The sequence below is a fragment of the Paucilactobacillus nenjiangensis genome (genome assembly GCF_005405445.1).
In the GTDB taxonomy this organism is placed as follows: Bacteria; Bacillota; Bacilli; order Lactobacillales; family Lactobacillaceae; genus Paucilactobacillus; species Paucilactobacillus nenjiangensis.
The window spans coordinates 13,535-39,437 of the sequence record NZ_BJEB01000003.1; the positions used below are offsets into that span (position 1 = coordinate 13,535).

Genomic DNA, 25,903 nt, shown 5'->3' on the forward strand with positions numbered 1-25,903 from the left:
CGTCCTTCTAAATTTGATTACCAAGGAACTGACTATTATATAAGTCGGCGTAGAAGCCATTTTGTTTCATCAGGTTATCGTGATTACCAGTTTCTACAATTGAACCATGGTTAACTACAATAATATTCTCTGCATTTCTAATTGTCGAGAGGCGATGTGCGACAACAAAACTTGTGCGGTTCTGTTGCAGACTATTCATTGCCTTTTGAATCAAGGATTCAGTCCGGGTATCAACTGAACTGGTTGCTTCGTCTAAAATTAAAATTTCAGGATTAGCGACGAACGCACGCGCAATTGTAATTAATTGCCGTTGCCCTTGTGAAATGTTAGATGCAGATTCATCTAAGATAGTGTTATATCCATCCGGTAATTGACGAATAAAGCCATCCGCATGTGCTGATTCTGCGGCAGCATACACTTCTTCTTCCGTGGCTGATTCATTACCATATTTGATGTTATCAAAAATTGAACCGGTAAATAACCACGTTTCTTGAAGAACCATCGCAAAGTGACTCCGAACTTCTTCACGGGTCATATTACGTGTTTCTTTGCCATCCAAATAAATATTTCCACTTTGAATATCATAAAAGCGTTCCAATAAATTAATAATGGTTGTCTTACCAGCACCTGTTGGGCCGACGATGGCTACCATATCATTTTTCGGCGCCAATAAGTTGAAATCCTTAATTAATGGATTTTTGTCGTAACTAAAGGCGACATCATCGAACACCACTTTAGCACTAATATCGATTGCTTTGCTATCAGCTTGAATCGTATCTTCCATTTCTGGTTCATCCAGAACAGCAAAAATTCGTTCAGCAGAAGCAATAGTTGCTTGAATGGTATTTGAAAGGTTAGCAATTTGAGTAATTGGTTGTGAAAGTTGGTTAGTATACTGCAACATTGCTTGCACATTCCCCAATGTCACTGTTCCACTGGCCACTTCAAGCGTTCCAACCACTGCGACTAGTAGATACGTCAAGTTTTTTGTAAAGTTCATCATTGGAAACATTAAAGTTGAGAAAAATTGAGCTTTCCAAGCGGCCTTGTAATATTCACTATTTTGGCCGTTGAACTTATCAATCGCATCTTGTTCATGATTAAAGGTTCTAACGACTGTATGACCAGCATAGTTTTCTTCGACCTGATCATTTAATTTTCCCAAACTAGCTTGTTGTTTGGCAAACAATTTTTGTGATTTTGGAGCAATAATCCCAACAATCACTAAACTAATTGGTACCGTAATTAAAGCTAAAAGCGTTAACTTCCAGCTAATCGTCAGCATGAAATACAACACACCGAAGAAGGTTAAAATACTAGTCACAATTTGAATCAAACTTTGTTGTAAGGTTCCGGCAATGTTATCCATATCATTAATTGCCCGACTCATAATGTCACCATTTGAATGCGTGTCATAGTAACTAACAGGCACTCGTTGCATTTTCGCTTTAAAATCGCGGCGTAACCGATAGACTACTTGTTGTGAAATTCGAGTCATAACTACTTGTTGGATCATACTGAATATGGCTGAAATTCCATACAAAAGTCCGACTACAATTAAAATTTGAATGATTTTGTCAAAGTTAATTGGCAAACTGGTGACGTGTAGTCCGGCTTTCATTTCGCCATATCCTTTAGTCACACCCTTATAAATCTCAGTGGTTGCTTGCCCAAGCACTTTAGGAGCATTCACCGATAATACAACCGAAACGGCACCTAAAACAATGGAGATGACAACTCCAGGAATCCAGCGACCCATGTACTTAAAGAGGCGTTTCGTTGTTGGCCAAAAATGTTGGGGTTTTTCAGTGGGGCCTTTTGACCCATGATTAGGATTACGCATTTTGTCCATCCCCTTCCCGAATTTGTGATTCCACAATTTGGCGATAAGTTTCGTTATTGGCCTTTAACTCTTGATGTTTCCCTTGACCAACCACCTTGCCATTATCCATCACCAGGATTAGGTCGGCATCAGCGACAGTGGAAACCCGTTGCGCTACAATTACACTTACGGCATTGGCAACATTTTCATCTTGCTTCAATGCCATTCTCAATTCAGCATCCGTTTTAAAATCTAAAGCAGAAAATGAATCATCAAATACGTAGATTGACGCCGGTTTGATAATGGTTCGAGTAATCGCTAACCGTTGTCGTTGACCACCAGAGAAGTTGTCCCCGTTTTGTTCAACAATTGCATCCAACCCGCCATTTTCTTCAATGAAATCTTTTGATTGAGCAATATCCAGCGCATGCCATATTTCATCATCACTTGCATCGCTTTTACCATACTGCATGTTCGAGCGAATCGTCCCTTTAAAGAGCACCGCTTTTTGTTGCGTAATTGAAATGGCTTCGTGTAATTGATTTTGGCTAACTGAGGCATTATTCTGACCATTAACCTTTATCTCACCATGATCAACGTTAAATAGGCGCGGAATCAAGTTCACCATGGTCGATTTACCCGAACCTGTTCCACCAATAATCGCGACCGTTTGTCCTGACGTCGCCTTAAAGTTGACATCTTGTAAGGCCATATTTTCCGCCCCACGATACGTAAAATCAACGTGATCAAATTCCAATGAAGCAGGCTGACTTTGATCAAATGATTTCAAATCATTTCCTTGAGCATCTTTAACACTGCTTTCACGGTCTAGCACTTCATTAATCCGTTGACCAGAAGCTTGAGCACGTGGCACCATCACAAAGACCATTGATAACATCATGAAACTCATCAAAATTTGAGTTGAGTATGTCATAAAGGCAACCAAATTACCGACTTGCATCGACATATCGCCAATTAAGTGACCGCCTAACCAAATAATTCCAATATTTGTACCACTCAATATTAACGTCATAATTGGAAACATAAACGAAACAATCGTTTGAGCTTTAGTTGATGTCGCCGTGTAATCTTTATTGGCTACATCAAAGCGGTCTTGTTCAAATTGATCCTGATTGAAGGCACGAATAACACGTACACCTGTCAATCCTTCACGAAAAACTAAGTTAATCCGGTCAGTTTTCTTTTGAATGGATTTAAATAATGGCACAACAAAATACATAATAATTAAGACACTGACAGCGAGTAATGGTAACGACACCAAAAAGACGGTCGTCAATTTGGCTTCGCGATTATAGGCTAAAACGCCTGCCGCTATCAACATAATTGGTGCTTGTAACATCATTCGGAGCATCGTCACTAACACGTTTTGAATTTGAACGATATCATTTGTGGTTCTCGTAATTAATGATGAGTCCCCAAAATCAGTGAATTCACGACTGGAGAAATTAATAATTTTTGAATACATTTGAGTCCGTAATTTTTGTCCAACTCTCATTGCCTGAGTTGAGGCAAAATAAACGTTGCCACCAGCGGCTAATAAACCAATTAAGGCGACAATTAACATCTTCCCACCTTGACTCCATATATAGGACTGGTCATTTTGTGCAATTCCCTTATCAATCAAATCTGAGGTAATGGTTGGTAAATACAAGTCAGCACTAACTTGTAAAAGCAAGAATAGGACTGCAAGAGCAACTGCCCACCAAGCAAAATTTTTTCGTGCGATTTTAAACAATGGCTTTCTCCTTTGAATTTAGTCGTTTAACAGTTATTGATTATTTTCAACTTCAGTCGTTAACGAACTAATAATTTTTTGATGAATCGTATCTAGTTCTGATAACTCTTCATCAGTCAGTGTACCAAACATTATTTGATCCACCTGCTGCCGAACCTTCGCATTTTCATGCATCAGTTGTAATCCCTTATCAGAAATGGAAACTCTCGTAATACGCCGATCAGAACTATCCTTGGTTCGCGTAACAAGACCATCATTTTCCATCTTTTCTAATAAGTCTGTCACTGATTCCGCCCGAATATGGACAATGTCAGCCAATTGTTTTTGCGATAAATTATCATGTTGCATCAGTATACTGAGTAAATGTCCCTGTCCATGATGGATTCCATGTTGCTCCGTACTTCTAGTTGAGCTGGCTCGCCTCATCAGCCCTAAAACTTCAAACATTTGATGCGACAGCTCTCCGTAATTTGTCGTCATTCGTTGACCTCCCACAATACTTAGGTACCTAACGATTATTTAATTTACTCTCAACGTTCTGAATTATCAATTAACTTACTACTAAATGTGGACTTTGTTGAGGCACTTTATTATTTCACTACATATTGTTTGACTTCAAGTCTGACTTTCCGTATATTGAGAACGGTTACACAGATAAATCAGGTAAAGGAGAGTTCGATGACGGTACGCTATCATAGCAATTATTTATTTTAATTTCTGTGTGGCTCGGGCGATATGCGTACCCAATCTGTTTTTGTTGCTGAACTAACAACCGTAGGGGGAGAACGAATATGCCATTATTAATTGTCGTAATTGGCGTTATATTTTTAATTTTCTTAATTACCAAACTGAAGTTAAATGCGTTTCTATCATTGGTAATTACAGCTTTTATCGTAGGAATTGCTCTTGGAATTCCAGTCGCAAAGATTTCAACCAGTATTGAAACTGGTATTGGTGGTCAACTTGGGCATTTAGCTATTATCTTCGGATTTGGTTCAATGCTCGGTAAATTGGTTTCTGATGCTGGTGGTGGGTACCGTATCGCGAACAAATTGATTCAAATTTTTGGAAAGAAACACATCCAAATTGCCGTAATCTTAACTTCATTTATTATCGGACTTGCTCTTTTCTTCGAAGTTGGATTAGTTGTTTTACTTCCAATTATCTTTGTTATCGCTCGCGAAGTCGATCTTCCATTGATGTATTTAGGAATTCCAATGGCCGCTACTTTGAACGTGGCCCATGGATTCTTACCACCTCACCCTGCTCCAACAGCAGTTGCTGAAGTGTTGAATGCACCATTAGGTCACGTTTTACTTGTTGGTATCGTGGTTGCAATTCCAACCATTATTATCTCTGGACCAGTTTATAACTATTTCCTTCATAAATTCTATCCAGTTGTTTACCGTAAGGACGTTAATATTTCAGTTCTTGGTGAATACAAAGAATTCAAAATTGAAGACACTCCAGGATTCGGAATTAGTGTTTTCACTGCACTTTTACCAGTTCTTCTGATTGGGATTGAAACTATTCTTTCATTTGTGATGGACACTAAATCAGTGGCTTTCCAAGTGATTGAATTTATCGGTACTCCTGATCAAGCAATGTTAATTTCCTTAATTGTTGGTATCTTCACCATGGGAATTTTCCGTGGCTTGAAAATTGCCGACATTGGAAATGCAATGTCTGAATCAATCAAACAAATCGCTATGATGCTTCTTATCATTGGTGGTGGTGGTGCCTTTAAACAAGTCCTTGTTGACGGTGGTGTGGCTGATTATATCGGTCAACTATTTAACCATACAAGTCTCTCACCAATCATCGTTGCATGGTTGATTACCGCACTTCTACGTATCAGTCTTGGTTCTTCAACTGTTGCTTCAATGACCGGTGCCGGTTTGATTACATCGATTGTTGCAAACTCTTCAGTTGACCCAGTTTTGATTGTTCTTGCAATCGGAGCTGGTAGTGTCTTCATGGATCACGTGAATGATGCTGGTTTCTGGATGATTAAAGAATACTTTGGTTTAACATTGAAAGAAACACTGATTTCTTGGACGACGCTTACGAGTGTCATTGGGGTATCAGGGTTAGCATCGGTCCTAGTGGTCTCGATGTTCATGTAAATAAAATGGGCTACGTCAAAACTAACGTTTTGTATCGCAGTCCATTTTTTAAAATCAATTCAATAATCCCACCCACTACTTTTTATTTACTCTTCACAGCAAAATGGCCATTGCCCAATTAACTGGGTAATAGCCATTTTTAATTAGTAACTTACTTAATTTATTCGTTAACCTTAACAACCCATCCTTCAGGTCCTTCAATTTCACCAAATTGAATTCCTGTAAGGGTGTCATACAGTTTTTGAGTAACCGGGCCAACTTCAGTTTCACTATAAAAGACATGTTTTTTATCACCATCGACAATCGCGCCAATTGGTGAAATCACGGCGGCCGTACCACAAGCCCCAGCTTCACTAAATTGGTCTAATTGATCAATAAAGATATCGCCCTGTTCTACTTCTAAACCTAACTCATGTTCTGCTAGGTACAACAACGAAAACTTCGTAACTGAAGGTAAAATAGAAGGCGATTCAGGGGTAATAAACTTTTTACCATCTTTCGTAACTCCAAAGAAGTTAGCCGATCCAGCTTCTTCTATTTTAGTATGTGAAATTGGATCTAAGTACACAACGTCAGCATAACCAGCTTGGTGAGCTTCATCACCTGGTAATAAGCTAGCCGCATAGTTACCACCAACTTTAGATTGACCAGTTCCTTGATGAGCAGCACGATCATATTTTGAAGTGACAAAGCTAGTAGGTGTCATTCCACCTTTGTAGTAGGCACCAACTGGCATAGCAAAAATACGGAAAATATATTCGTTAGCGGGATGAACACCAATATTTCCACCAACCCCGAACATTACAGGACGAAGATACAGTGTACCTCCAGTACCATATGGTGGTACAAAATCTTCATTAGCTTTAACCACTTGTTTTAAAGCATCGATAAATTGGTCAGTTGGAAAACCCGGCATCATCATTCGGGCACATGAGTTTTGCATCCGGGCGGCATTACGGTCTGGACGGAAAAGTTGTAAAGAACCATCTTTTGTCCGATATGCTTTTAACCCTTCAAAGTCAGATTGTCCATAATGTAGGACAGTTGACCCTTCGTTAATATGTACCTCAGCATCTTCGGTCAGTTCGCCTTCACTCCATTGACCATCTTTCCAAGTTGCTTGGAATCGGTATGGAAGATCAAAATAGTTAAATCCTAGGTTGTTAAAATCGATCTCTGACGCTTTTGCTTTTGCCATCTAAAAATAGCCTCCTAATATGTATTGAATTCTTATCATCACAAGAATTTAATAAAAGTTTAGCCATTTCACTATATGATGTCAAGAACTCTAATCAGCGTCATTAATCTGTCTACAACGACAAAATTCATGTCAATGTCTAAAATCAAGCAAAACAAATGAAAATTTTTTAATTTATTTCGTCATCTAAATCCTTGCTGTATCAACGATTATACTTAATAAAAGTAAATTCTTTAATTTTTTAATCAAATTTTCATTTACAATTTTTTTTTTATCATGTATGATACATTCATCAAATGAAAAAGGAGAACTCGAAATGACTAACACAAACATTATTAGCATTAGCGTCGTCGTCATTAACTACGTCATTATTATGTGATGCGGGCTACTTAATGTGCCCGTGATTTACGCGGGCAGTGTTGGCAAAGCCAAGGACTGTCAAATCAGTTCTTGGCTTTTTCTTTTTCTCAAAACTTTTGGCTTGGAGGTTAAGTTTCATTCGTTCAGTAACACATAGTTTATTGCAATCATTTCAAAAACACACATATTAGAGGAGTGAATTATATGGAGAATGTTACATCAAACACTTTACATAAAGAAGAAGGCACCACACTAGAGCGGGATCCAGTCAAAACAGTTATTTTTGCATCAATGATTGGTACTGCTGTCGAATTTTTCGACTTTTACGCATTTGGGACTGCATCAGCCACGTATTTTCCTAAAATCTTTTTCCCAACCTTAACACCAACAATTGCGATGATGCTTAGTTTACTCACCTTTGGAGTTGCCTTTGTTGCTCGCCCACTTGGTTCATTTATTTTTGGACACTTTGGTGACAAGATTGGTCGGAAAAAGACTTTGGTTGTTTCCCTAGTGCTCATGGGTGGATCAACAGTTATGATTGGCTTTCTCCCTGGGTATTCAACCTTAGGCTTTTCGGCAGTGTTACTACTTTGTCTCTGTCGCTTTATTCAAGGAATTGGTCTTGGAGGCGAATGGTCTGGAGCTGTCCTAGTTGCTACTGAAAATGCTCCTGAAGGCAAGCGTGCCTTATATGGTGCCTTTCCCGAATTAGGTGCACCAATTGGTTTCATTTTATGTAATGGATTATTTTATGTTCTTGAATCATTCTTATCTGCTTCACAAATGGCTTCATTTGGTTGGAGAATTCCGTTCCTTGCTTCATCAGTTATGGTTTTCATCGGACTTTGGGTTCGTAAAAGAATGCAAGAAACTCCTTTATTCCGTAAGGCTCAAGAAAACTCTGAAACAACTAAATCACCACTTAAAGAAGTTTTCAAAACCAGCTGGAAACAAATCATCCGTGGAACCTTCATCGTTGCTGTTACATACACACTTTTCTTTACACTTTCAACCTGGTCAATCAGTTACGCAACCACTAACCTAGGATTTTCAAACAAAGAATTCTTGCTAATCTTAATGGGATCAATTCTCGTCTTCACTGCTATGATTCTTATTTCATCATACTTGGCTGATTTCTGGGGACGCAAGAAAATGTTGATGACTACCGCTGCATTACTCGTAGTTTTCTCATTCTTTTTCCCTTACTTCTTAAGTGGCACGCACAACGTGGCCGGTGCCGTAGCTTTCCTTGTAATTGGATTCTTCTTAATGGGAATCATTTATGGCCCTATGGGAGCTTTATTACCAGAACTATTCTCAACTAAAGTTCGTTATTCTGGTTCTGCCCTTGCTTATAATCTAGCCGCCATCGTTGGTGCTGCTTTTGCTCCAACAGTTGCAACTTGGTTAGCTGCTAACTGGGGTATCAAATATGTTGGTTTATACTTAGGCGTAATGTCAGTATTATCATTCGTTGCCTTTGCATTTACTAAGGAAACAAAACATGTTGACTACACCGAATAATTAAAAATAATTATCATGTACTAAAAAAGCTGTACTCCGTGATATACAAGGAGTACAGCTTTTTTAATCACCCGCACGGGGATCGAACCCGTAACTCAGCCTTGAGAGGGCTGCGTCTTAACCAATTTGACCAGCGGGCAAAATTACTATACTAGTATAGCTATTTATTCGCTCCGTTGTCAATGGTATTCAGGCTATTCAAATGATAATTCCAATAAATATGTGTTTTTATCAATAATATGTGAAGTCGTGACCCAGACATCATGGAAATTAGGGATTTCTTGATGCGTCATTTGGTAATAATAATCAAGCAAGTTACCATTTTTCGCTACAAAATCTGGTGTAAATCGATTAACCATTAATTTTTGTCTAGGAAAATAGATGTCTGCATCTGCAACCTTAATTGAATCTGGTATATTGAGTCTAATGACATTCGTATATTCCAACGGTTGTCGGTTAATTACCTCAGGATGTTGTTGCATATACGTTAAAACATGATAAATTGAATCTGAATTACTTGCCATAAACTTTTCCCCTTTCAACTCACCCACAATTATAGCAAACAACCCTTAAAAGATTAACTGATTAGTCTATAGCTATTGAATGTGAATTTCCAATTCTGTATAATATTATTGTTGAGGAAACCTAACGTCTTATTGGGCATTAGCCAAATTGGTAAGGCACCGGACTCTGAATCCGCAATTTACTGGTTCGAACCCAGTATGCCCAATTGTTTCATAGTAAAGACTGGTAACAAGCTCTAAACGCTTGATATATCAGCCTTTTTATTTTCCGTAATTTCATACATTCACACCTTTTTAGATGAGTTAGATGGTTTTTAGATGGTTTTAAGTACGATTTTTAATGAATTAAACACTAATGAGAATATTGTTCATAAAATGTTCAAATTGGTATACCTATAATGACGGGCGAGAGAATCCAGTAGTTGCTGCTACTGGCTTTTTTATTACTCTCAATCAGCGGAAAACTCCGCTCAATCTACTCAACATCTTAATATAATATGGAAGAAATAATAAAGTATTCTACTATTGAATTAGTCAACGTAACACAAAATTGACGTGATATAAACGTATTGTAAGCACCCATTGAATAATCCACTGTAAACTTATCCATCAAAAAAGAGCACCCCTGACGAATTGAAGGCACTCTTTTAGATAAAACAAATTAATGTGTGGTTGTGAGTGATGAAAATACAATGGATAAATCAACTAGATCTAACTGATAAGTTACCAACGTATTTAATCATTATAATATTACTTAACTTGGTATTAATCAGTTTTAGTACAAAATTTAAAGGAGATGACATTATGGTATCATCTAAACACTTTTACAGTTGCTATTTTGAAGATGGTCTAATATCTGTTCGATAGCCTGTTTCGTATTTATCCTATCTCTAGGACACCTTTATTATAACATATAACTGATAATAATATAACCTATTTGTATAACTCTGCAATAATAATATCCCACTCCCTGTAACTGTCATCTGGATTAATTTCTTTAATTGAATAGGTATCATCTTTCCATATCAATCGCATTGTCGTATTGATGGCTGCCGGTTGATCGTGTCGAATAACAAAGATAACGGTTTTAGGGAAAGCATAAGCACCATCAATCAGTGCTTCATTTAAATTGGTTGTTCGGATATGTGCCCAGGTTTTGAATAGGTCATTGTATTCAGTGGCATTAGGTTCTGGCCCGGAATCACCACCGGATGAAATTGATTGAATAGTAATTAACTGATCCAATTCATTTACATGTTTAATCAGTGGCATAGATAGCACCCCTTAATTGTTGAATCATTGACGTTACACCAGTCGGAACTGGTACGCTTGTAGTTTCTCCACGATTAAGATAAAACCATTCAGCGAGCAAGGAAACACCATAATCGAACTGTTTATAGTCCTTCAAGTCATCTTCAGTCAATGTGGAATCAATGGCTGCAATGATATAAGCCTTAGCGGTATCAATATCACGTTGTAAGACAACATCATCTTCGTTGTGAGAAATGCGTAAGCTATTTTTTAAATCTTCTAATATAATCATATTTTCACTCCCTTAATAAAAAAGCGCCCGTGAAGGACACTTTCATAATCTTATTGGTTAGGCTTTTGGTGTCGTTGTTGGAGCGGCTGCCGGTGTTACTTCAATATAGCGAGCGGCTTCACTATCAATTTGTTCATAATCATTGCGGATAATAACTGCCAATCCTTGTGAGTATGAATCAAATTGTTGCCATTGAGTTTGAACTTCATTCTTCTTAGCAATGAATACCGCTTGAGAAACATCACCGATAATGAATGGCAATGCTGAACCGGTTGTTGTGAATAACTTGTTGCTGATAATTGCAATATCAGCCCCTAATAAGCTCTTGCCTGATTGTGCTGTAATAGATGGTTGTAAGATATAGTTTCCATTGCTATCTTTAAGCGTATCTAACCAGTTGAATCCATCTTGATTAGTGATAACCATTTTATCTAGTGCCGGGTCTAAATCCACATTAAAGACATGTTTTAAATCATCAAGTGTGGTTGCTGCAACCTTAGTGAACTTCTTCAATAATTCAATGATGTTTTGGTTGTCGGTATTTTCAACTAATTTTTTAAGTTGTGCCTTAACTTCATTGACAATATTAACTTCAGCATCTTCAACTAATTCACTAGATAGGTAGATTTTTCCGGCTCTGGTAACGACTTTGTAATCCACACCTTTAAACATATCAGCATCGACATCAGCAATTTCTGCCAATTCTTCTTTGGTTGCCAATACGCCTGTTTGATTAGTGGCAACAGGGTAAGTGCCTTGTGCTGAACCAACTTTTTTAACAGTAGCGTATTGAGCTAAATTATCTTTATTGCGTTTTAGATCAAACACATCTCCAATAACTTCAGTAGGAACTACCATCTTGCCTGATACGGTTGTTAAGCCATCACGCTTTTCACCTTGTGAACGAATGTAATCTTCAAAACTACGTACTTCTGCTTTTGCACCATTTTCAATAATTGTTGTTTGTGTCATGTTTTCAACTTCCTTTTCTTTGTTTGAATTTTCTAACCACGCTGTATAACTACGTTTTGCAACTTCTACATTTGTGTCATCATAAGCCGGGATAGCTACGACTGATACATCGAATAGCGACTTGACTTGATTAATTTTACGGACTACTTTACCTGAATCATCTTTTGTAAATTCATCACCATCTTCAGCAGTGATGAAACTAAAACTCATGCTTGAAATGTTGCCATCTTTTACATTTTCAAATGTATCACTGGCGCTTGTGGTATCTGGCAATGTGGCTTCAAAATACAAGCCTTTGTCGTCTACCTTTAAAGTTAGTGTCTTAGCCTTTGTTGATGCTAGGACTTGACTCATATCATGATTATTCACAAGGAATACGTTCGATAAGTCCACACCATCAAATGCGCCTTTGCTGACCGTTTCAGTAAATCCACCCAAATCTTTACTTGGTGAATCAAATACTACTGCGTAGCCACTTAACTTTTTTGTGTTATCCTTACTAGTATCGTCTTGTTCCTGACTGTCGTCTGATTGCGAGCTGTCTGCTTTGGTAGGTTGAATAGCTTTTAAATCAGTGTCTGGAGTAAGGCGTTTTTCAATATCATTTGCCATTATTCTGTACTCTCACTTTCGTTTTTGTTTTGATAATTCTCTAAATTATCAAGTGTTGTATAGTTCAAACTGGTTAATAACTTATCACCGTTTGGAACGGGTTCAAGTCCAATTTTTTCTCGGCCTTCATTAATCGTGATTAATCCGCCTTGCAATCCTTTGATTGCTAAATCCTGGACTGTCGCATAATCAGCACTAAACAATTTGTCAGTATTGAACGTAAACATGTTGTCGCCTGAAGATAGTTTCATATCCAATTCACTAGTGAATGTTTGGAAGTAATAAACTAACGTATTTTGTAAATACAACAGATTATTCTGGGTCGAACTTGTATGATCGTTCTCCACACCTAATCTTTCTGATGGAATCCCGAACGCCTTAGCAACTTGCTGTGTCGTCCAACTGTTTGAATTAACAAACTTCAACACATCAGAATTGACTTCCAGGGTGGAATACTCCATATCTTCATCAAGAATGATTGTCCTTAGTGCATTATCACCCGTATTGGCTTCTTCAAACTTTTCCCGGATGGCATTTTTGGACTTGGCATCCAGGTTAGATTTACCAACCTTTAAAATACCCGTGCCTTGAACGCTACGATTGAACAGACTTCTTAATAGTTTGTTACCAGTGTTTTGAATATTAATCTCATCAGCGAGTGAATAAAGTGCTGAAGTTCCTATCAATCCATCACTTGTGAAAGACTTGAAATGCAGCACTTCAGTAGGCTTTAATTCAACGCTGTTACGTCCATCACCATCAGTTACATAGTATGAAAGACTATCGTCTGTATCGTCCTTCTTAACAGTCATGCGGCTGTTATTGATAAATTCAAGGCTTGACACTTGGCCGCTTGGATTGCGATAAATACGAGCGAATGAGTTACCATTCAGTAACATATTTACTGCCAGTGCAAACTTGAATGACCAGGCGTTCATCTTGTCGTTAGGGGCTTTGTTTAATAGCTTTGTAAGGCGTTTGTCAGTGTATTCAATTGGATTACTTGCCAAGTCTGACGCAATCACTTTAACCGCTGTGTAAACGTCAGAATTGCGTAAAGAACGTGCACCGACATAAGTATTGGAATCGTCTGTTGTCATTGATACGACTGTATCAAGAAAGGCGGTTTCCTTATCTGGTTCAACTTTTTCTCTTTTAAATATACTCAACTTTTTCTCACTTCCTTTCTATTGAGATGGGGAACTGTTTTAGCCCCCCACCTAAACTTGCTTTTTGCCAGTCCAGGATTAAAAACTAAACTGATCACTTTGATAAAAATCATTGTTAGCTTGTTCGGTATCGACATCATCAAAGTAACTAACTGCTTGAGTGTAGGCGTTCATCAATGCTGCTACCGCATCAATTTTGTTACTGTTTTCGGTTTTATCAATAATTGGATTGTTGTTGCTATCGTACTTTAATATAGCGTTGTTAATCGTGTACTCAAGCAGCTTGTTATCAGCGTGCATAATATTGCCATTAAACAGGTTATCTCTAAATTTGATGGTAGGAATTGATAAAGTTTGTGTGCCTTGTCTGACTTCAATCAGTGGCATTTTAGCTTTTTCAAATTCAGATAGCAGATAGGCAAAAGAGTATGGATCATAACAGATACCTTGAACAATAAATTGGTTGTCGTGGATTAAATCCATAATGTATTGGAATACTTCGGTGTAATCAATCACACCCGAATCCAGTTTGGTAATTGAACATTCTCCATCTTTCTCACCTTGACGATAGTTGAAACCGTCCTTTTTAATCTTCTCATCTAACCCCCACTTAGTAGCCACGAATGAATGACTATCGCAATAAAGGTAATCTTCCATTGGCACAATCCAGGATATAGAAGTAAGGTCATTGGCTTTGGATAAATCAATCCCAATATAGACATCACGTCCAATTAATTCTGGTGGTTCTCGTGCCGCCTGTTTCCAGTCCTTAGCAGATATATAAGAGTTCTTGCGAGCCATCAGCCACAAGTTGAAATTCTTAATCTGAATAGGCAATAAGTTACCCTGGTCGCTTGCCAGGTCTACATCAGTTTGCAACTTAGGTCTGATAATCTTTTCTCGTTCTGGATTAGCTAATAATGGATTTGACTTCTCCCAGGTTTCTGGTTTGAACGTTTCATTCTTGTAATCCTGTTCCCAAATGGCAACAAAGTATCTATCCGATTGTTCTTCGTTTTTGAGTATCTTTTCCACGAATTGATATTCAGCATACATAGGTGAATTTAAATCGTTGCCACTAGTTGAAATGACTGCCAATAAACTGTTATCAGAATTAATCTGTCCTGACTTCAACACATCATAAATATCTTTAGTCTTGGCTTTTGCAAACTCATCAATAATTGCTAAGTCTGATTGATAACCGTCTAAATTATCTAATTCTGAAGCCAGTGGAATTGCTTTACTATCAGTTTCTAAATCCAATATCTCAAGGCGGTTTATCTTCAGCCGCTTTCTTAATGATGGAGATTTTTTAGCAACCTGTCGTAAGCCACTTGCCAGGGTGTCAAAGGCAAGATGCGCTTGTTTAATGGAGTTAGCTGTAAAGACAATTTCACGGTTCTTAGCCGGCTTGTTTTCAAGTAGTAAGTAGATTGCTGCAATGCTACTCATCAAATAACTTTTACCGGATTTACGAGCCATTGAGATAAAAGCTCTATCGAATCGTCTTGTATCATTATCTTTTAACCGCCACCCGAATAACTCACTGATCATATATTTTTGAAATAACTCTAGGTGTAAATCCGAGCCATCACGAGCCGGCATTAACTCCACAAATTCAATTGCTTGTGCTGCCAGTTCTTCGTTGAAATAATATAAAAAATCGTCTTTCTTCTGCGCTCTGAAATCTCTTAATGTTCGCTTGGTTGCTTGTTTGATTTTTTTACCGGCTACAATCTCGCCACTTTTGACTGCATCAGCGTATTGCTTACTGTAATTCATTAATTACTTAACACCTTTTTGAATGGATCGTTCTCATCAGTTTTACCACCCGATACTTCCAGGCGCATACGAGAATAGACTGACAATCCAAGTTGTGTGGCAAGCATGCGCAAGTCCTTTAAGGCATTAGTCTGAATAGTGGCATAAGGATTAGTCTTAATATTACCGTTGTCGGTTTCAATGACTAAGCCTTGTTCTTCAATGTGTGCTTGGCAATCTTGCACGGTAGCATACGCCTGGCAATAGCTTGCAAGGCATGCAACATCTAATTCACTCAAAGGGACTTCGTTTTTAACCAGTGTTGTAATGCGTTGCCATTCTTGTTTAGCTAAATCAGATAACCATAGGGGCGCTTGTGATTCTAATTGTTGGTAATCAAACAAAGAATCCTTTGCGTTTTGCTTACGTGCTATCTGGTCTTTACTCCAATGACCGTGCAATTCTTCAACATTTTTATACGTATTTGACATATAATTTTTAACTCCTTTCCATTAATTTTATCTAATCTTATTATAACATATTTAATTTAATATTATACGCAATATAGCATGAAATTACTTATTTTTGGCTTTATCTGTTTTTTCGACCCTTACCATCGGTTTCCAGTGGCCTAACCCTAGCCCCGTTTGTTCAAAGGGGTAAGTGATAGGCGTGTACTCTCGGCTCTGGTCTTGGCATTATGGCACGAATGACACAACGCTTGAAGGTTATTTTCGTCTAAACGTTTACTCCAATCGTTTCTTATTGGAAGAATATGATCTACAACATCACATTTAATATAAATATCCTTCTTTAAACAGACTTCACACATTGGATTGCGCAACCGATAACTATATGACAACCGCTTCCATGCTTTTGAATGATAGAACTGGAAAAACTTCCCACCAATCTCTTTACGATTATCATAGACATCATAATCACTAGTAACTCGCTGCTGTTTATCTGTCTGATGTTTAGCACAATATGACTTATCATAATCAATCAGCACATTACATCCAACGTGATTGCAAACTTTCTTCGGTTTCATTTTCTCTTTCATCTCCACATCAAGAAAGACATCAAGCAATCAATCGTCAATCATAAGCAAGAAAAATTATCCTGCTCGTTCCTTGGCTAGTGTGTGGCGTAGGGTGGTGTATACCCGTTCGGACATGTTGAACGTCCAGTTCAGTTCGTGCTCGTCCTTTACCTTGAAACCACGTAACAACATTGCACCCTTGAAAGCACCGTTATAAACATACGATCCATAACTGAAAGCCCTGTACAAATGTTTCATCGTGTAGCTATTGTGCTTTGGATTATAGTTATGTATCGAACCGAGTTGACAAACAAACCGTATCAATCTTCGCTGTTCATCGTCAGATAAATCCAAGAAAGCAGCCGGAGAATCGTACTTCCTAAACATCTCTTGACGGGTCTTGATATCGGAATTAGGTACACCGTACATTTGTCCACAAGGTAGGGGATATTCTTTTGTCAGTAGTTGCATATCTCTTTGTGATAAGTTCATAGGCTATCCTTCTTCCTGGAATGTGAATGACTTCAATGTGTTAATGCGTTGGTTCAATTCATGGCATGTACTCTCCAAAGGGGCGCAACCATCATCAAGTTCCTGTTGATTTGTAGCAATGGCATAGCCATGCTTGCCCTTCTTTCGATAGGCCACAACTGGTATGTGGTACTGATAAAGCAGCGTGTTTACCATTTCAGCTAAGTGTCGTGGCGTAACATGCAAAGTTGCACAAATTAGTTTGCTTGGTGTCGGATTAGCAGCACCTTCAGGAATCATTTCGTAAACAGATAACAGTCTGCCTGAAATCTTTGTACCATTTAATTCTGTAATTTCGTTTGGATTCATCATAATAAAATCTCCTTTTAAATTTATGTTGTGTTTGGTGATAGGTGGGTGATAGGTACGTCAATGTGCTATCACCCTTATAAACGTTGTTGTATCAATGGTTGTAGCCCACGGGTGATGGGGGTGATGCCGAAACTAGAAAAGTCTTATTTATATATATTCTCCACGAATAAGAGATAATAAAATATTTATTGGACTTTTCAAATAGTGCTATCACCGCTATCACCCAAGCTCTTAATGACTTGGTACGACTGGGTTATCGTGGGTGATGGGTAGTGAAATTACTTTATTTTGTGGCATCACCGGCATCACCCTGTCCATACCTTTGATGAAATTTACACCATGACTTGTGATGTAATTATCTTCATAACGTTTTCTAAACAGTTTGCTAAACTTATCGGCACTCATTTTAATATCCAGGTCTTTACTCCAACCCTTAAATAAATGCTGAAGGTCAACCGGTTTAATCCGGTCTGTATCATTGCCAGTCATGATTATGCAATCGTCAACAAACATTTGAACAACGTCTTGTTTATTACGCTCGTGTTCATTGTTTTGCATGATTGACTGTGGAATCTGTAAGCCATTGGCTAGATAATCTTGTGCGCCTTCTACAATCCAGGTCATGATAATATCTTTCTCACGATCTAACTTCTCCAAAAGATTAGTATCAATGTTATGTTTTTCTTCACTGAACTTGGCTAGAAAAGGTATGTAAACTAATCTCCCCCAAATTGCCGCATCAGTGCCATTGATTACTGGCTTGAAGTTTGTGGTTAAGAATATCGCATGAGTGGCTTGGAAGTTTACTTCACCTTTATAAAGTGAACGGGTGTTAATGCTTTCGCCTGACGTTAGCATCTTCACTTTTGCTTCATCTAACTTAGCTCTATCCTTTAGTTCGGTGGTTCGTACAAAACGCATATTTTCCAACGCTGCAATATCTGGACTAGCTGCCTTACTGTTGTCGAATTGGCTTTGCGTTTCTATCAGCATTTGAGCATTGGACTGCCAGGCATAATCTTTCAGTACGTTTGCTACCGCCTGAACCATAACCGATTTTCCATTATTTCCATTGTTCTCATCGTCCGCATCATCACCGTATAGAATAAACATTTTTCGTTCTTTACCATTTCCAACAAGTGAGTAGCCAATAACGCGTTTCATGAATTGAATGGTTTCCACATCACCGAGAAAAATTTCATTTAGGAATCGTTCCCACCGTGAACCGTGAATACTATCGGTTGTAATGCTGCCGGCTGTTATCTTTGTAAGTAGCTTACCCGGGGTGTTTTTGACAATTGAAAGTTCGTTATCGTCAATCTTTAAAATGCCATTAGGTGTGTTGATTAAATTCTTATCTGCATCTAATAACTCTGGATCAATGGCAACCTGACCCTTAACTTCTTCGAGTGCTCCAACTTTGCCACTGTGCTGTCTTGAACGTTTGGAAAATTTTTGAAATATTGACTGACCATCTTCTTCACTCATGCCGGGGGCAAGGTGTAACGGTTCAATCTTTAATTCATTAATTAAATTGTTCAGTGCTTTACTGGCCTTCTTAGCGGTATCGTTTTGCCATTGAACACCGTTCCAAAAGTAGAAACATTTTTTCACATCATCATAGATAAATTGATTGTGATACACCGCTGTAAATCGGTCAGCGTTACCAGTATCATCATAGCTAAAGTATGGCATCCGCTTTTTAGTCAGTTGAGTGAAATCTGGTATTGGATATTCAGCCAGGGGCTTGTCGTCCTTAGTCGTCCGCTCGTCCAACAGTTCACTAATGTTATACGCATTGTCATTGGTTGAGTGCTTAGAATACGTATCTGAAACATCACGCATTGCGGTATTCAAGGTAATGGCCGCATAAGTCTGTTTCCCGTGCTTTTCGTCCCACTTTTCACGCATCAAATTTGATTGTCTGAATAGTCTATCCATCTGTGAATAGTCTTTATTAGTCCAAAATGCTAAGTAATTAGCAAGTGCCTGGTCAGCTTCTGACTGGGAAGAATAATTCTTTTCCCAATTGCCTTGATACAATTCTTTAAAATCATTACCATTTTTTGCGTTAAAGGCTTTATCCAATAACTCTGCATCGTCTGGTAACTCGCTGCCAATTGAAACTGTGGAGACATTACTAACGGGCGTTTTTTCAGGAAAGTATTTAGCGGTTAGTTTGTCGAGATAATCCTGGTTGACTTCATTAATAGTAGAAACACCATTAAACGAATCACCAGTCAGTGCCACAAAACGAGCATCAGTATACATTTCTAATCCAAATTTAGAATTTTTAGATCGTGTTGTATGCTTTTCTCCACGAGCAATAATATGCAAGCCCGTTCCCGATACTGAAGTTTCAGCGTACGAATGATTAGCAGCGGTTAAGAACTCCGCTACCATACCCGTACCGTTATTCATTTCATTTTCCTTGTGGTCTAAATCAATAAACATGTAAGGGGGTTGAATTAACATTGCCAAACCCTTTGAATTGAACTTCATTTCATTCAACGCATTTAATGCTGTTTCAAAGTCGAACCATTTTGAACTGTCATTTGATGGCAGCCCTGAAGCATCAACTGGACTAATTGGCATTTTAGTTAGATGGTTAGGGTCTGTTTTGGTAGGCTTTACTTCGGTTTTAAATAAGCCCCAAATGGATAGCTTTTGTAATTCTTCAGGAACTGAACTATACCTTACCAATCACATCAGCCCCTTCATCTTCATACGTTTTCACGCTTAGAATGTGCTTGTCAGCCATCTCATAGAAATAAGCCGCAAAATCTTCACGGGTCATTGCTACATTTTCTGCTAAGGTGGCAACTAGCGCACCCCCCTTTTTTACCAGTCCAAGCGTTTCCATCACTTGTGCGCATGCTTTTCTGTCCGAACATTGATTGACACGTTGCATGAATAATTCTTCATTTAACTTGCCATCAGTCAGTAAATCGTCATTAATTTCAAAGACTGCAAATGCTTTACTCATATTATTCACCGTCCTGTTCTTCACTAATTGAATAAAGGTCAGCTATTTTATTGCTCTCTTTAATATGATCATTTAATTCAGCACGTAAACAGCCAATCAAAGTAATCAACTTACCACTCTCACAAATTGCTTCACAACGAATACTCTCAGCATTTTCATGAGTAGAGTTTTGCTTATACTTGCTTACACAATCGTCTAGAGTTTCTAAATAATCTGCAATAACATCAATTAAATCTAGTGAAGTACATAAACCACCATCAAGATTGATTAAATCAATCGTTTTATCATTATTCCTATTAACCATAATTCTTTCTCCTTAAAATTTTTGATTGTTGAAACTGATTAAGGTAGAATAGAAGAAACAAATATTTGTATCTTGTCTAACACCGAACTCGTCCAAAGTTATCGGTGTTTTTTTGTTTTCTTCACTCATATCCATCACCTTAATATCCAATTGCCAAAACCGTTAATACTAATGTTACTGTGATAATGGATGCATAAAATACTGATCCGTTTAAATCAAGTCCAAAAAAATCTTGCATCATACTCACTCCTTGCCCGTCATTGCAATTCTAAAATGTTGAAATTAAATCTCATGATCCATCATGAATGAATCTAGGTTGTGCCGGTTGATACGTTGAACGCCATCAATTTTTGTAACCTGTAAACCAAGCCGCAAAAATTTTGAGAGTGTTCCTAAACTAACATTGAGATACTCACTTGCGCCTTTTAGGTCAAACCATTCTGGAGCGTTTGTATCACCTTGAAGTTTATCGATTGAATCCTTCAATGATTGTTGCACTGTTGCCTGTATTGAATCAGCAATCGCTTGTGGTAATGTAATCTGCATATCCATTTCTTCACCTTCTTTCAAATATATTTATCACTGGGCTAGTTACTTAGCCTTAATCGATTAAACACAGTATGTGCTTATATAATTAAAAAGTCAATACTTTGGTGCAAGAAACTAGCCCAAATTTGAGCATTCACTTGCATTTGTCTGTATAAATACGTATTATTACGATAAAGGAGTGTGAATTATGATAAGAAACAATCTAGCAGTATTAATGGCAAAGAAACAAAGGCGTGTGAACGAACTCGCTAATGAAACCAATTTATCAAGACACACAATTACAACAACGGCACAAAACGATGGAAAAATGATTCAACTTGATACGATTAATAAGTTATGCCAGGCGTTAAAAATTACTCCGTCTGATTTTTTTGAATTTGTACCATTTGATTTTGATTACTCATTTAATCTAGATAAAGAATTGGACAATGGAAATGAAACGGATATTCATTTATTCAATGTTGATTTTTTCATCAATGTATACGAAAATAACAGTAAAGTTTCTGCAATTTCGTTTGTAGGCTATTATGAAATGATATTTGGTACACCTAATATGTATTCAGTAGCGCTTTATCCTTCAACCGAAGATGAATTAATAAAATACAATAATTATCTTTCTAGGTTATCTGATGCATTTAGAACTGATATCAGCAAAGACATTGAACGGTATGTAGCTACAATCATCAAACCTAAGGAAATTTTCCGTAATGCAGCTTTCATTTTTGATGTAAATATATCTTCAGAAGAAACACTTGAAATGCACGAAAACAACAGTAAAATTTAACCACATACATATCCCAACTCCTTGCCCGTCATAGCGTAGGAAGGGATAATATTATGGCATCAGTTACAAATTACAAAACAAAAACAGGCAAGCGTTTGTGGAAGTTTCAAATTTATGTAGGATTTAATCCTGATGGAAGTCGTAAGCGCATTATCAAACAAGGTTTCCAAAACAAAAAAGCAGCTATCCTGGCCTACTCCAGAATTGAGCAAGAATATGCTGAAACTGGAATAGCGATAACTGATCCAAAGTTTAAAGATGTTTACGAAAAATTTTTTGCTACCTATAAGAATACGGTCAAAGAACCGACCTGGGTTAAAACAAGTCAATACTTTAGATTGCATATTTTACCCACATTTGAAAATAGGCGCATGAGTAAAATCTCGCCTTCAATGGTACAAGAATTTGTCGATGAGTATTTTGATAAGGGCTATGTAAAGTACAAGGTACTATTTAACTGGATTAGTAAGGTGTTCAAATATGCCATCAAGATGGATATGTGTAAGACTAATCCGGCCGATAAAGTTACTTTGCCACGTCAAAATATGACTGAAAAAATTGACGATAAGGAAGATTTTTATGACCTTGAAGAAATGAAACACTTCTTTGAATGTTTGAAAGATTTTGACGACCCACAAGCCTACGCATTTTTTCGATTATTGGCTTTCAGTGGTTGTCGTAAATCTGAACTTGCTTGTCTGCAATATAAAGATATTAACTGGACTAAACGATCCATTACAATTTCAAAAACACAATCCAGGGGTGAACATGGATTAATTGTTACTAGCCCTAAGACTTATACCAGTAATCGTGAAGTAATGCTTGATACGAATACTATGAAAGTTTTGGAAAACTGGCGCATCATTCAGCGCAAACGAATGTTAATAATGGGATTTAATGCCAACAACGATGAACAACTGGTTTTCTCAAATGTATCAAAGAATGAAATGATACAGCCTGGCAAGTCAACTTATTGGTTGAATGAAATTATTGATCGTTATGAATTAAAAAAGGTAACAGTCCACTCTTTTCGTGCAAGTTATGCTACACTAGCCTTTGAAGGCGGCTTGAATGTTAAACAAGTTCAGCATCAGCTAGGCCATCGAGATATTCAAACCACGATGGAGATTTACATGAAAGTCAGCAAGAAAAAGGAAGATGAAATTGCTGATAAGTTTGTAGCCTATGTAAATTTTTAGATGGTTTGTAGATGGCTCAAATTAATTTCACAAGAAGAAAGTTGTTAAATCAGTCTTATAAAGGCACATTGTGAACAGTAAGTTGTTCCCAGTATGCCCAATTGTCAGCAACTAGTCTCCCAAGGCCAGTTGCTTTTTTTATTTCAAGTAACCGTACTCAATTCAAATACTGGAGGTATTTAATGGCTCAATGGTCCGTCGTTTTCACCTTTCATAATACACAAACTGGTAAAATTAATTCATACTTATCCAAATACGAAAACACTACTTCTAGAGTAGTCAATAATATTGATTTTAAGCAATTTCAACAAATATGGGATTCCGCCAATCTATTGTCACAAAAACAACGATTACAGCAAATTTTGAATGATAAATTAGATGATGTCCGAGAATCTATCCAAAAATTCCGTTTACCAGACGATGACGCTGATATCAGGAAAGTCTATGCCCAAAGTAGAGTTCTAGCGTTACAAAACGGTTTTTTAGCTGGTATTGCCAAATTACAACTGAACTTTGATTCAATTAGCAACTTGGCATCTCAACTAAAACAAATTAATGAACAACATATCGAATTATTGAAAGATTCATATTAAATTAATCGTCCGCAAATTAAAAAACTGAGGTTACACCAAAGGTATGATTTAGTGTATTCCCAGTTTTTTTGTGTTATTCACATTTATTTATGCTAACATCACGGAGACGTATCTAATTATTTCACTACTTAAATTTCTTTAGGTGCATGACTCGGTTGTAACTTTAAAATATCATTCAATGTTGCTAACAGGCTCGCTTGTTAGGTTTGATATTGATCAATCTTATCTTTAAATTGATTATCAAATTCATCTAATCCGCCACGTACAAACGCCATTTCATATTGAAAGACCTCATTATATTGAGCGGTAACTTTTTCCAATAAATCAGTTTGGTTATCAAGTTGAAGAGCCATTTGAATCGCCCGAAAATCTGAATAGGCTAGTTCAAATTGGACTGCAATGGCTCGCATAAATTCGTGTTGAGCTTGAATGTGTAAAAAATGATGTTCAGTAGTCCATTGTAGATTTGAAATTGATCCTGTCACATCTAACATTAAAGATCCCCCCATCTATAATTCTAAGAATTCACCATGATCAGATAAAGCTTTAAAGAACTGTGGTACTGTTTCCGTTCTGCTCCAGTCACGTTGCCATTCGCAAGCTAACTGCGCAAATGACGTAAGTTGAGCACCCGCCTGTTCTACGCGGCTTAATGCTGCTTCATGAGCTTTCACGCTTGTACCTCCAACTGCATCTACAATTGGATAAACTTCATAGCCTTCACGTAACGCATCAATCGATGGGAACGTTAAGCACGCTTCTGTCCAAAGTGCAGCAATGACAATTTTCTTGCGACCGGTGGCTTTCAAGGCGTCATTAAACTCTTTATCTTTCCAAGCATTAATCGAAGTCCGATCGTAACTCGTAACACCATCTAATTCAGCTTTCAATTCTGGAATGGTTTCTTTATTCCGCCCAGTCGCCACATTCACAGTCGAAAGGATGATTGGAACATTATAAATCTTAGAAAGCTTAGTCACTGCGATAATGTTATTAATCAATTCACGACGATTCATCGATTCAATTGATTGAACCTGAACTGGTTGATAATCGATGATAACGAGCACACTATTTTCTGGTGACAAAAGTTCTTCTTCAGCAACAGTACGTTTTGGATAACTTGTCATAACTATTCCCCAATTTTTTAATTCAACAACACTTCTTTTAACAAAACCAGTGTAACAGCTTACATTCCAAATTCATAATGATAAGGTTTTCATAATATTAATGGTACAAAAAGGCAGCATCAGGGTTTAATTGATGCTGCCAAAGTCTTATTTTCGAAAAAAGTTAGAATAGTCTTTTTTGTCTTCAATATTAAATTCAATCATTTTTCCAATTAATTCATAATCGATTTTCGCGTCAAAAGGAACTCTTACTATATTTGGAGTATGAGTATAACCGGTTTTTTCAATTTGCGTTTCAAATTTGCTGATTGTGACACTTTCTGGGGTAAAAGCAAAATTATTTTTGGCGACACTAAAGCCGATGATAAAAGTACCGTGATCAGTAAACATTGGCTGTTTCCAAGCAATTTTACCACCCAATTGTGGATATGTTTCACTTACCCAATCAAGTACTTTTTCAAGTACCATACGATGTTCTTGATTATCAAGTTGATCTAAAAATTCACTATAAAATGCCATAACTGCCTTCCATTGCTCTAATTAATTGCTAACTGAGTAAAGGATACCAGACTATTAACGTCACTCAAAACATAATGCAATGACATCATCACGGGAAATGCTAAAGCGGGAATTACCAATAAACTAACAAGCGAAAAAACTGTAAAATGATATTCTTCAGGGGTGTAGTCTCGATCTTCCTTAATTGGAGTTATTCGCGGTAACATCCCCAATCCATTTTTCAAGGCATTGAAGCTTACCATTGTCACAGCCGTGGTGCCTAGCCAAATATAAGAAACAAACCAACCTTCATGATTCACTGACGGAGTCGCTAATTTTACCGGATTACTTAGCCAAACAATAAAGATTGCCACTAACATACTAATTGCAATCACTTCAAGCATCCAATTAATTCTAACTCTAGTGTTAATTGATAATTCACGCATATTTTCACCTCTTCATTTACTAAACTAAGAGATTATAGCACGAATTTCACTAAGTAGACATAGTTAAATGCTAAAATGTAACAATCATGAAAACTTGTACCTATCTATTTTTATATTATGAATTATTGAAAACGCTTTTTTGATTGTGAATATTAAAATAAAAAA

The 25,903-nt window shown here is 37.3% G+C and carries 27 protein-coding genes and 2 tRNA genes; 6 read left to right on the forward strand and 23 right to left on the reverse strand.

Annotated elements, in window-relative coordinates; all coding sequences use genetic code 11:
- Positions 1-7 precede the first annotated feature (7 nt).
- Genes FFM59_RS00805 through FFM59_RS00815 form a run of 3 tightly spaced genes read right to left on the reverse strand, consistent with a single transcriptional unit; the run spans position 8 to position 4,058 of the window.
- On the reverse strand, positions 8-1,843 hold the full coding sequence (locus tag FFM59_RS00805) for an ABC transporter ATP-binding protein (RefSeq protein WP_137601166.1): 1,836 nt from the start codon (positions 1,841-1,843) through the stop codon (positions 8-10).
- Positions 1,836-3,578, reverse strand: coding sequence for an ABC transporter ATP-binding protein (locus FFM59_RS00810; RefSeq protein WP_137601167.1), 1,743 nt, complete (start codon positions 3,576-3,578; stop codon positions 1,836-1,838). The genes FFM59_RS00805 and FFM59_RS00810 overlap by 8 nt, the downstream gene beginning before the upstream one ends.
- Positions 3,579-3,611: 33 nt before the next feature.
- Complete coding sequence (locus tag FFM59_RS00815) at positions 3,612-4,058, reverse strand: MarR family winged helix-turn-helix transcriptional regulator (protein ID WP_137601168.1); 447 nt, start codon at positions 4,056-4,058, stop codon at positions 3,612-3,614.
- A 311-nt stretch (positions 4,059-4,369) separates the two neighbouring features.
- On the opposite strand from FFM59_RS00815, the gene FFM59_RS00820 reads away from it, so the two are divergent.
- On the forward strand, positions 4,370-5,704 hold the full coding sequence (locus FFM59_RS00820) for a gluconate:H+ symporter (RefSeq protein WP_137601169.1): 1,335 nt from the start codon (positions 4,370-4,372) through the stop codon (positions 5,702-5,704).
- 160 nt (positions 5,705-5,864) lie between these two features.
- Here the strand turns inward: FFM59_RS00820 and FFM59_RS00825 are convergent, their stop codons facing one another.
- Positions 5,865-6,902, reverse strand: coding sequence for a branched-chain amino acid aminotransferase (locus FFM59_RS00825; protein WP_137601170.1), 1,038 nt, complete (start codon positions 6,900-6,902; stop codon positions 5,865-5,867).
- A 564-nt stretch (positions 6,903-7,466) separates the two neighbouring features.
- On the opposite strand from FFM59_RS00825, the gene FFM59_RS00830 reads away from it, so the two are divergent.
- On the forward strand, positions 7,467-8,789 hold the full coding sequence (locus tag FFM59_RS00830; RefSeq protein WP_137601171.1) for an MFS transporter: 1,323 nt from the start codon (positions 7,467-7,469) through the stop codon (positions 8,787-8,789).
- Between the two features lie 67 nt (positions 8,790-8,856).
- Here FFM59_RS00830 and FFM59_RS00835 read toward each other — a convergent pair.
- Both FFM59_RS00835 and FFM59_RS00840 read right to left on the reverse strand, forming a co-directional pair.
- A tRNA-Glu gene (locus FFM59_RS00835) sits at positions 8,857-8,929 on the reverse strand.
- Positions 8,930-8,983: 54 nt separating this feature from the next.
- On the reverse strand, positions 8,984-9,313 hold the full coding sequence (locus tag FFM59_RS00840; protein ID WP_137601172.1) for a hypothetical protein: 330 nt from the start codon (positions 9,311-9,313) through the stop codon (positions 8,984-8,986).
- A 133-nt stretch (positions 9,314-9,446) separates the two neighbouring features.
- On the opposite strand from FFM59_RS00840, the gene FFM59_RS00845 reads away from it, so the two are divergent.
- Positions 9,447-9,519: transfer RNA gene (locus tag FFM59_RS00845), tRNA-Gln, on the forward strand.
- A 727-nt stretch (positions 9,520-10,246) separates the two neighbouring features.
- On the opposite strand, the gene FFM59_RS00850 is transcribed toward FFM59_RS00845, so the two are convergent.
- The 13 genes from FFM59_RS00850 to FFM59_RS00910 all read right to left on the reverse strand — a co-directional run bounded on the left by FFM59_RS00850 (position 10,247) and on the right by FFM59_RS00910 (position 21,094).
- Positions 10,247-10,585, reverse strand: coding sequence for a phage head closure protein (locus tag FFM59_RS00850; protein ID WP_137601173.1), 339 nt, complete (start codon positions 10,583-10,585; stop codon positions 10,247-10,249).
- The gene (locus FFM59_RS00855; protein WP_137601174.1) at positions 10,572-10,856 is read right to left on the reverse strand and encodes a head-tail connector protein; all 285 of its coding nucleotides are present in this window, start codon (positions 10,854-10,856) and stop codon (positions 10,572-10,574) included. Before FFM59_RS00855 ends, FFM59_RS00850 begins: the two co-directional genes overlap by 14 nt.
- Positions 10,857-10,913: 57 nt before the next feature.
- The gene (locus FFM59_RS00860) at positions 10,914-12,443 is read right to left on the reverse strand and encodes a phage major capsid protein (protein ID WP_137601175.1); all 1,530 of its coding nucleotides are present in this window, start codon (positions 12,441-12,443) and stop codon (positions 10,914-10,916) included.
- Positions 12,440-13,609: a phage portal protein gene (locus FFM59_RS00865; RefSeq protein WP_371858068.1), complete on the reverse strand. Its 1,170-nt coding sequence runs from the start codon at positions 13,607-13,609 to the stop codon at positions 12,440-12,442. The genes FFM59_RS00860 and FFM59_RS00865 overlap by 4 nt, the downstream gene beginning before the upstream one ends.
- Positions 13,610-13,687: 78 nt before the next feature.
- Positions 13,688-15,391 carry a terminase large subunit gene (locus FFM59_RS00870; RefSeq protein WP_137601176.1) on the reverse strand — a complete coding sequence of 568 codons (1,704 nt, stop codon included), beginning with the start codon at positions 15,389-15,391 and terminating at the stop codon, positions 13,688-13,690.
- On the reverse strand, positions 15,391-15,861 hold the full coding sequence (locus FFM59_RS00875) for a phage terminase small subunit P27 family (protein ID WP_137601177.1): 471 nt from the start codon (positions 15,859-15,861) through the stop codon (positions 15,391-15,393). Before FFM59_RS00875 ends, FFM59_RS00870 begins: the two co-directional genes overlap by 1 nt.
- Positions 15,862-16,007: 146 nt before the next feature.
- On the reverse strand, positions 16,008-16,418 hold the full coding sequence (locus FFM59_RS00880) for an HNH endonuclease signature motif containing protein (protein ID WP_137601178.1): 411 nt from the start codon (positions 16,416-16,418) through the stop codon (positions 16,008-16,010).
- A 66-nt stretch (positions 16,419-16,484) separates the two neighbouring features.
- Positions 16,485-16,901 carry a hypothetical protein gene (locus FFM59_RS00885; RefSeq protein WP_225420261.1) on the reverse strand — a complete coding sequence of 139 codons (417 nt, stop codon included), beginning with the start codon at positions 16,899-16,901 and terminating at the stop codon, positions 16,485-16,487.
- 3 nt (positions 16,902-16,904) lie between these two features.
- Positions 16,905-17,252 (reverse strand): hypothetical protein, encoded by a 348-nt coding sequence (locus FFM59_RS00890; protein WP_137601179.1) that lies wholly within the window; start codon positions 17,250-17,252, stop codon positions 16,905-16,907.
- A 231-nt stretch (positions 17,253-17,483) separates the two neighbouring features.
- On the reverse strand, positions 17,484-19,955 hold the full coding sequence (locus tag FFM59_RS00895) for a phage/plasmid primase, P4 family (protein ID WP_137601180.1): 2,472 nt from the start codon (positions 19,953-19,955) through the stop codon (positions 17,484-17,486).
- Positions 19,942-20,238 (reverse strand): hypothetical protein, encoded by a 297-nt coding sequence (locus FFM59_RS00900; RefSeq protein WP_137601181.1) that lies wholly within the window; start codon positions 20,236-20,238, stop codon positions 19,942-19,944. The genes FFM59_RS00895 and FFM59_RS00900 overlap by 14 nt, the downstream gene beginning before the upstream one ends.
- Before the next feature lies 1 nt (position 20,239).
- Positions 20,240-20,542, reverse strand: a complete 303-nt coding sequence (locus tag FFM59_RS00905) for a hypothetical protein (protein ID WP_137601182.1) — start codon at positions 20,540-20,542, stop codon at positions 20,240-20,242.
- A 282-nt stretch (positions 20,543-20,824) separates the two neighbouring features.
- Positions 20,825-21,094 carry a DNA-binding protein gene (locus tag FFM59_RS00910; RefSeq protein WP_137601183.1) on the reverse strand — a complete coding sequence of 90 codons (270 nt, stop codon included), beginning with the start codon at positions 21,092-21,094 and terminating at the stop codon, positions 20,825-20,827.
- A gap of 184 nt (positions 21,095-21,278) precedes the next feature.
- Here FFM59_RS00910 and FFM59_RS00915 point away from each other — a divergent pair, with 184 nt between their 5' ends.
- The 3 genes from FFM59_RS00915 to FFM59_RS00925 all read left to right on the forward strand — a co-directional run bounded on the left by FFM59_RS00915 (position 21,279) and on the right by FFM59_RS00925 (position 23,667).
- Positions 21,279-21,875, forward strand: coding sequence for a helix-turn-helix domain-containing protein (locus tag FFM59_RS00915; protein ID WP_137601184.1), 597 nt, complete (start codon positions 21,279-21,281; stop codon positions 21,873-21,875).
- A 53-nt stretch (positions 21,876-21,928) separates the two neighbouring features.
- On the forward strand, positions 21,929-23,074 hold the full coding sequence (locus tag FFM59_RS00920; protein ID WP_137601185.1) for a site-specific integrase: 1,146 nt from the start codon (positions 21,929-21,931) through the stop codon (positions 23,072-23,074).
- A gap of 182 nt (positions 23,075-23,256) precedes the next feature.
- A complete protein-coding gene (locus FFM59_RS00925) occupies positions 23,257-23,667 on the forward strand; it encodes a hypothetical protein (protein WP_137601186.1) in 411 nt (136 codons plus the stop codon).
- A 200-nt stretch (positions 23,668-23,867) separates the two neighbouring features.
- Here FFM59_RS00925 and FFM59_RS00930 read toward each other — a convergent pair whose 3' ends face one another.
- The 4 genes from FFM59_RS00930 to FFM59_RS00945 form a co-directional block, all read right to left on the reverse strand.
- Complete coding sequence (locus tag FFM59_RS00930) at positions 23,868-24,161, reverse strand: hypothetical protein (RefSeq protein ID WP_137601187.1); 294 nt, start codon at positions 24,159-24,161, stop codon at positions 23,868-23,870.
- Between the two features lie 15 nt (positions 24,162-24,176).
- A complete protein-coding gene (locus FFM59_RS00935) occupies positions 24,177-24,794 on the reverse strand; it encodes a hydrolase (protein ID WP_137601188.1) in 618 nt (205 codons plus the stop codon).
- A gap of 147 nt (positions 24,795-24,941) precedes the next feature.
- Positions 24,942-25,313 carry an iron chaperone gene (locus FFM59_RS00940; protein WP_137601189.1) on the reverse strand — a complete coding sequence of 124 codons (372 nt, stop codon included), beginning with the start codon at positions 25,311-25,313 and terminating at the stop codon, positions 24,942-24,944.
- A gap of 17 nt (positions 25,314-25,330) precedes the next feature.
- Positions 25,331-25,738, reverse strand: a complete 408-nt coding sequence (locus FFM59_RS00945; protein WP_137601190.1) for a hypothetical protein — start codon at positions 25,736-25,738, stop codon at positions 25,331-25,333.
- Positions 25,739-25,903 lie beyond the last annotated feature (165 nt).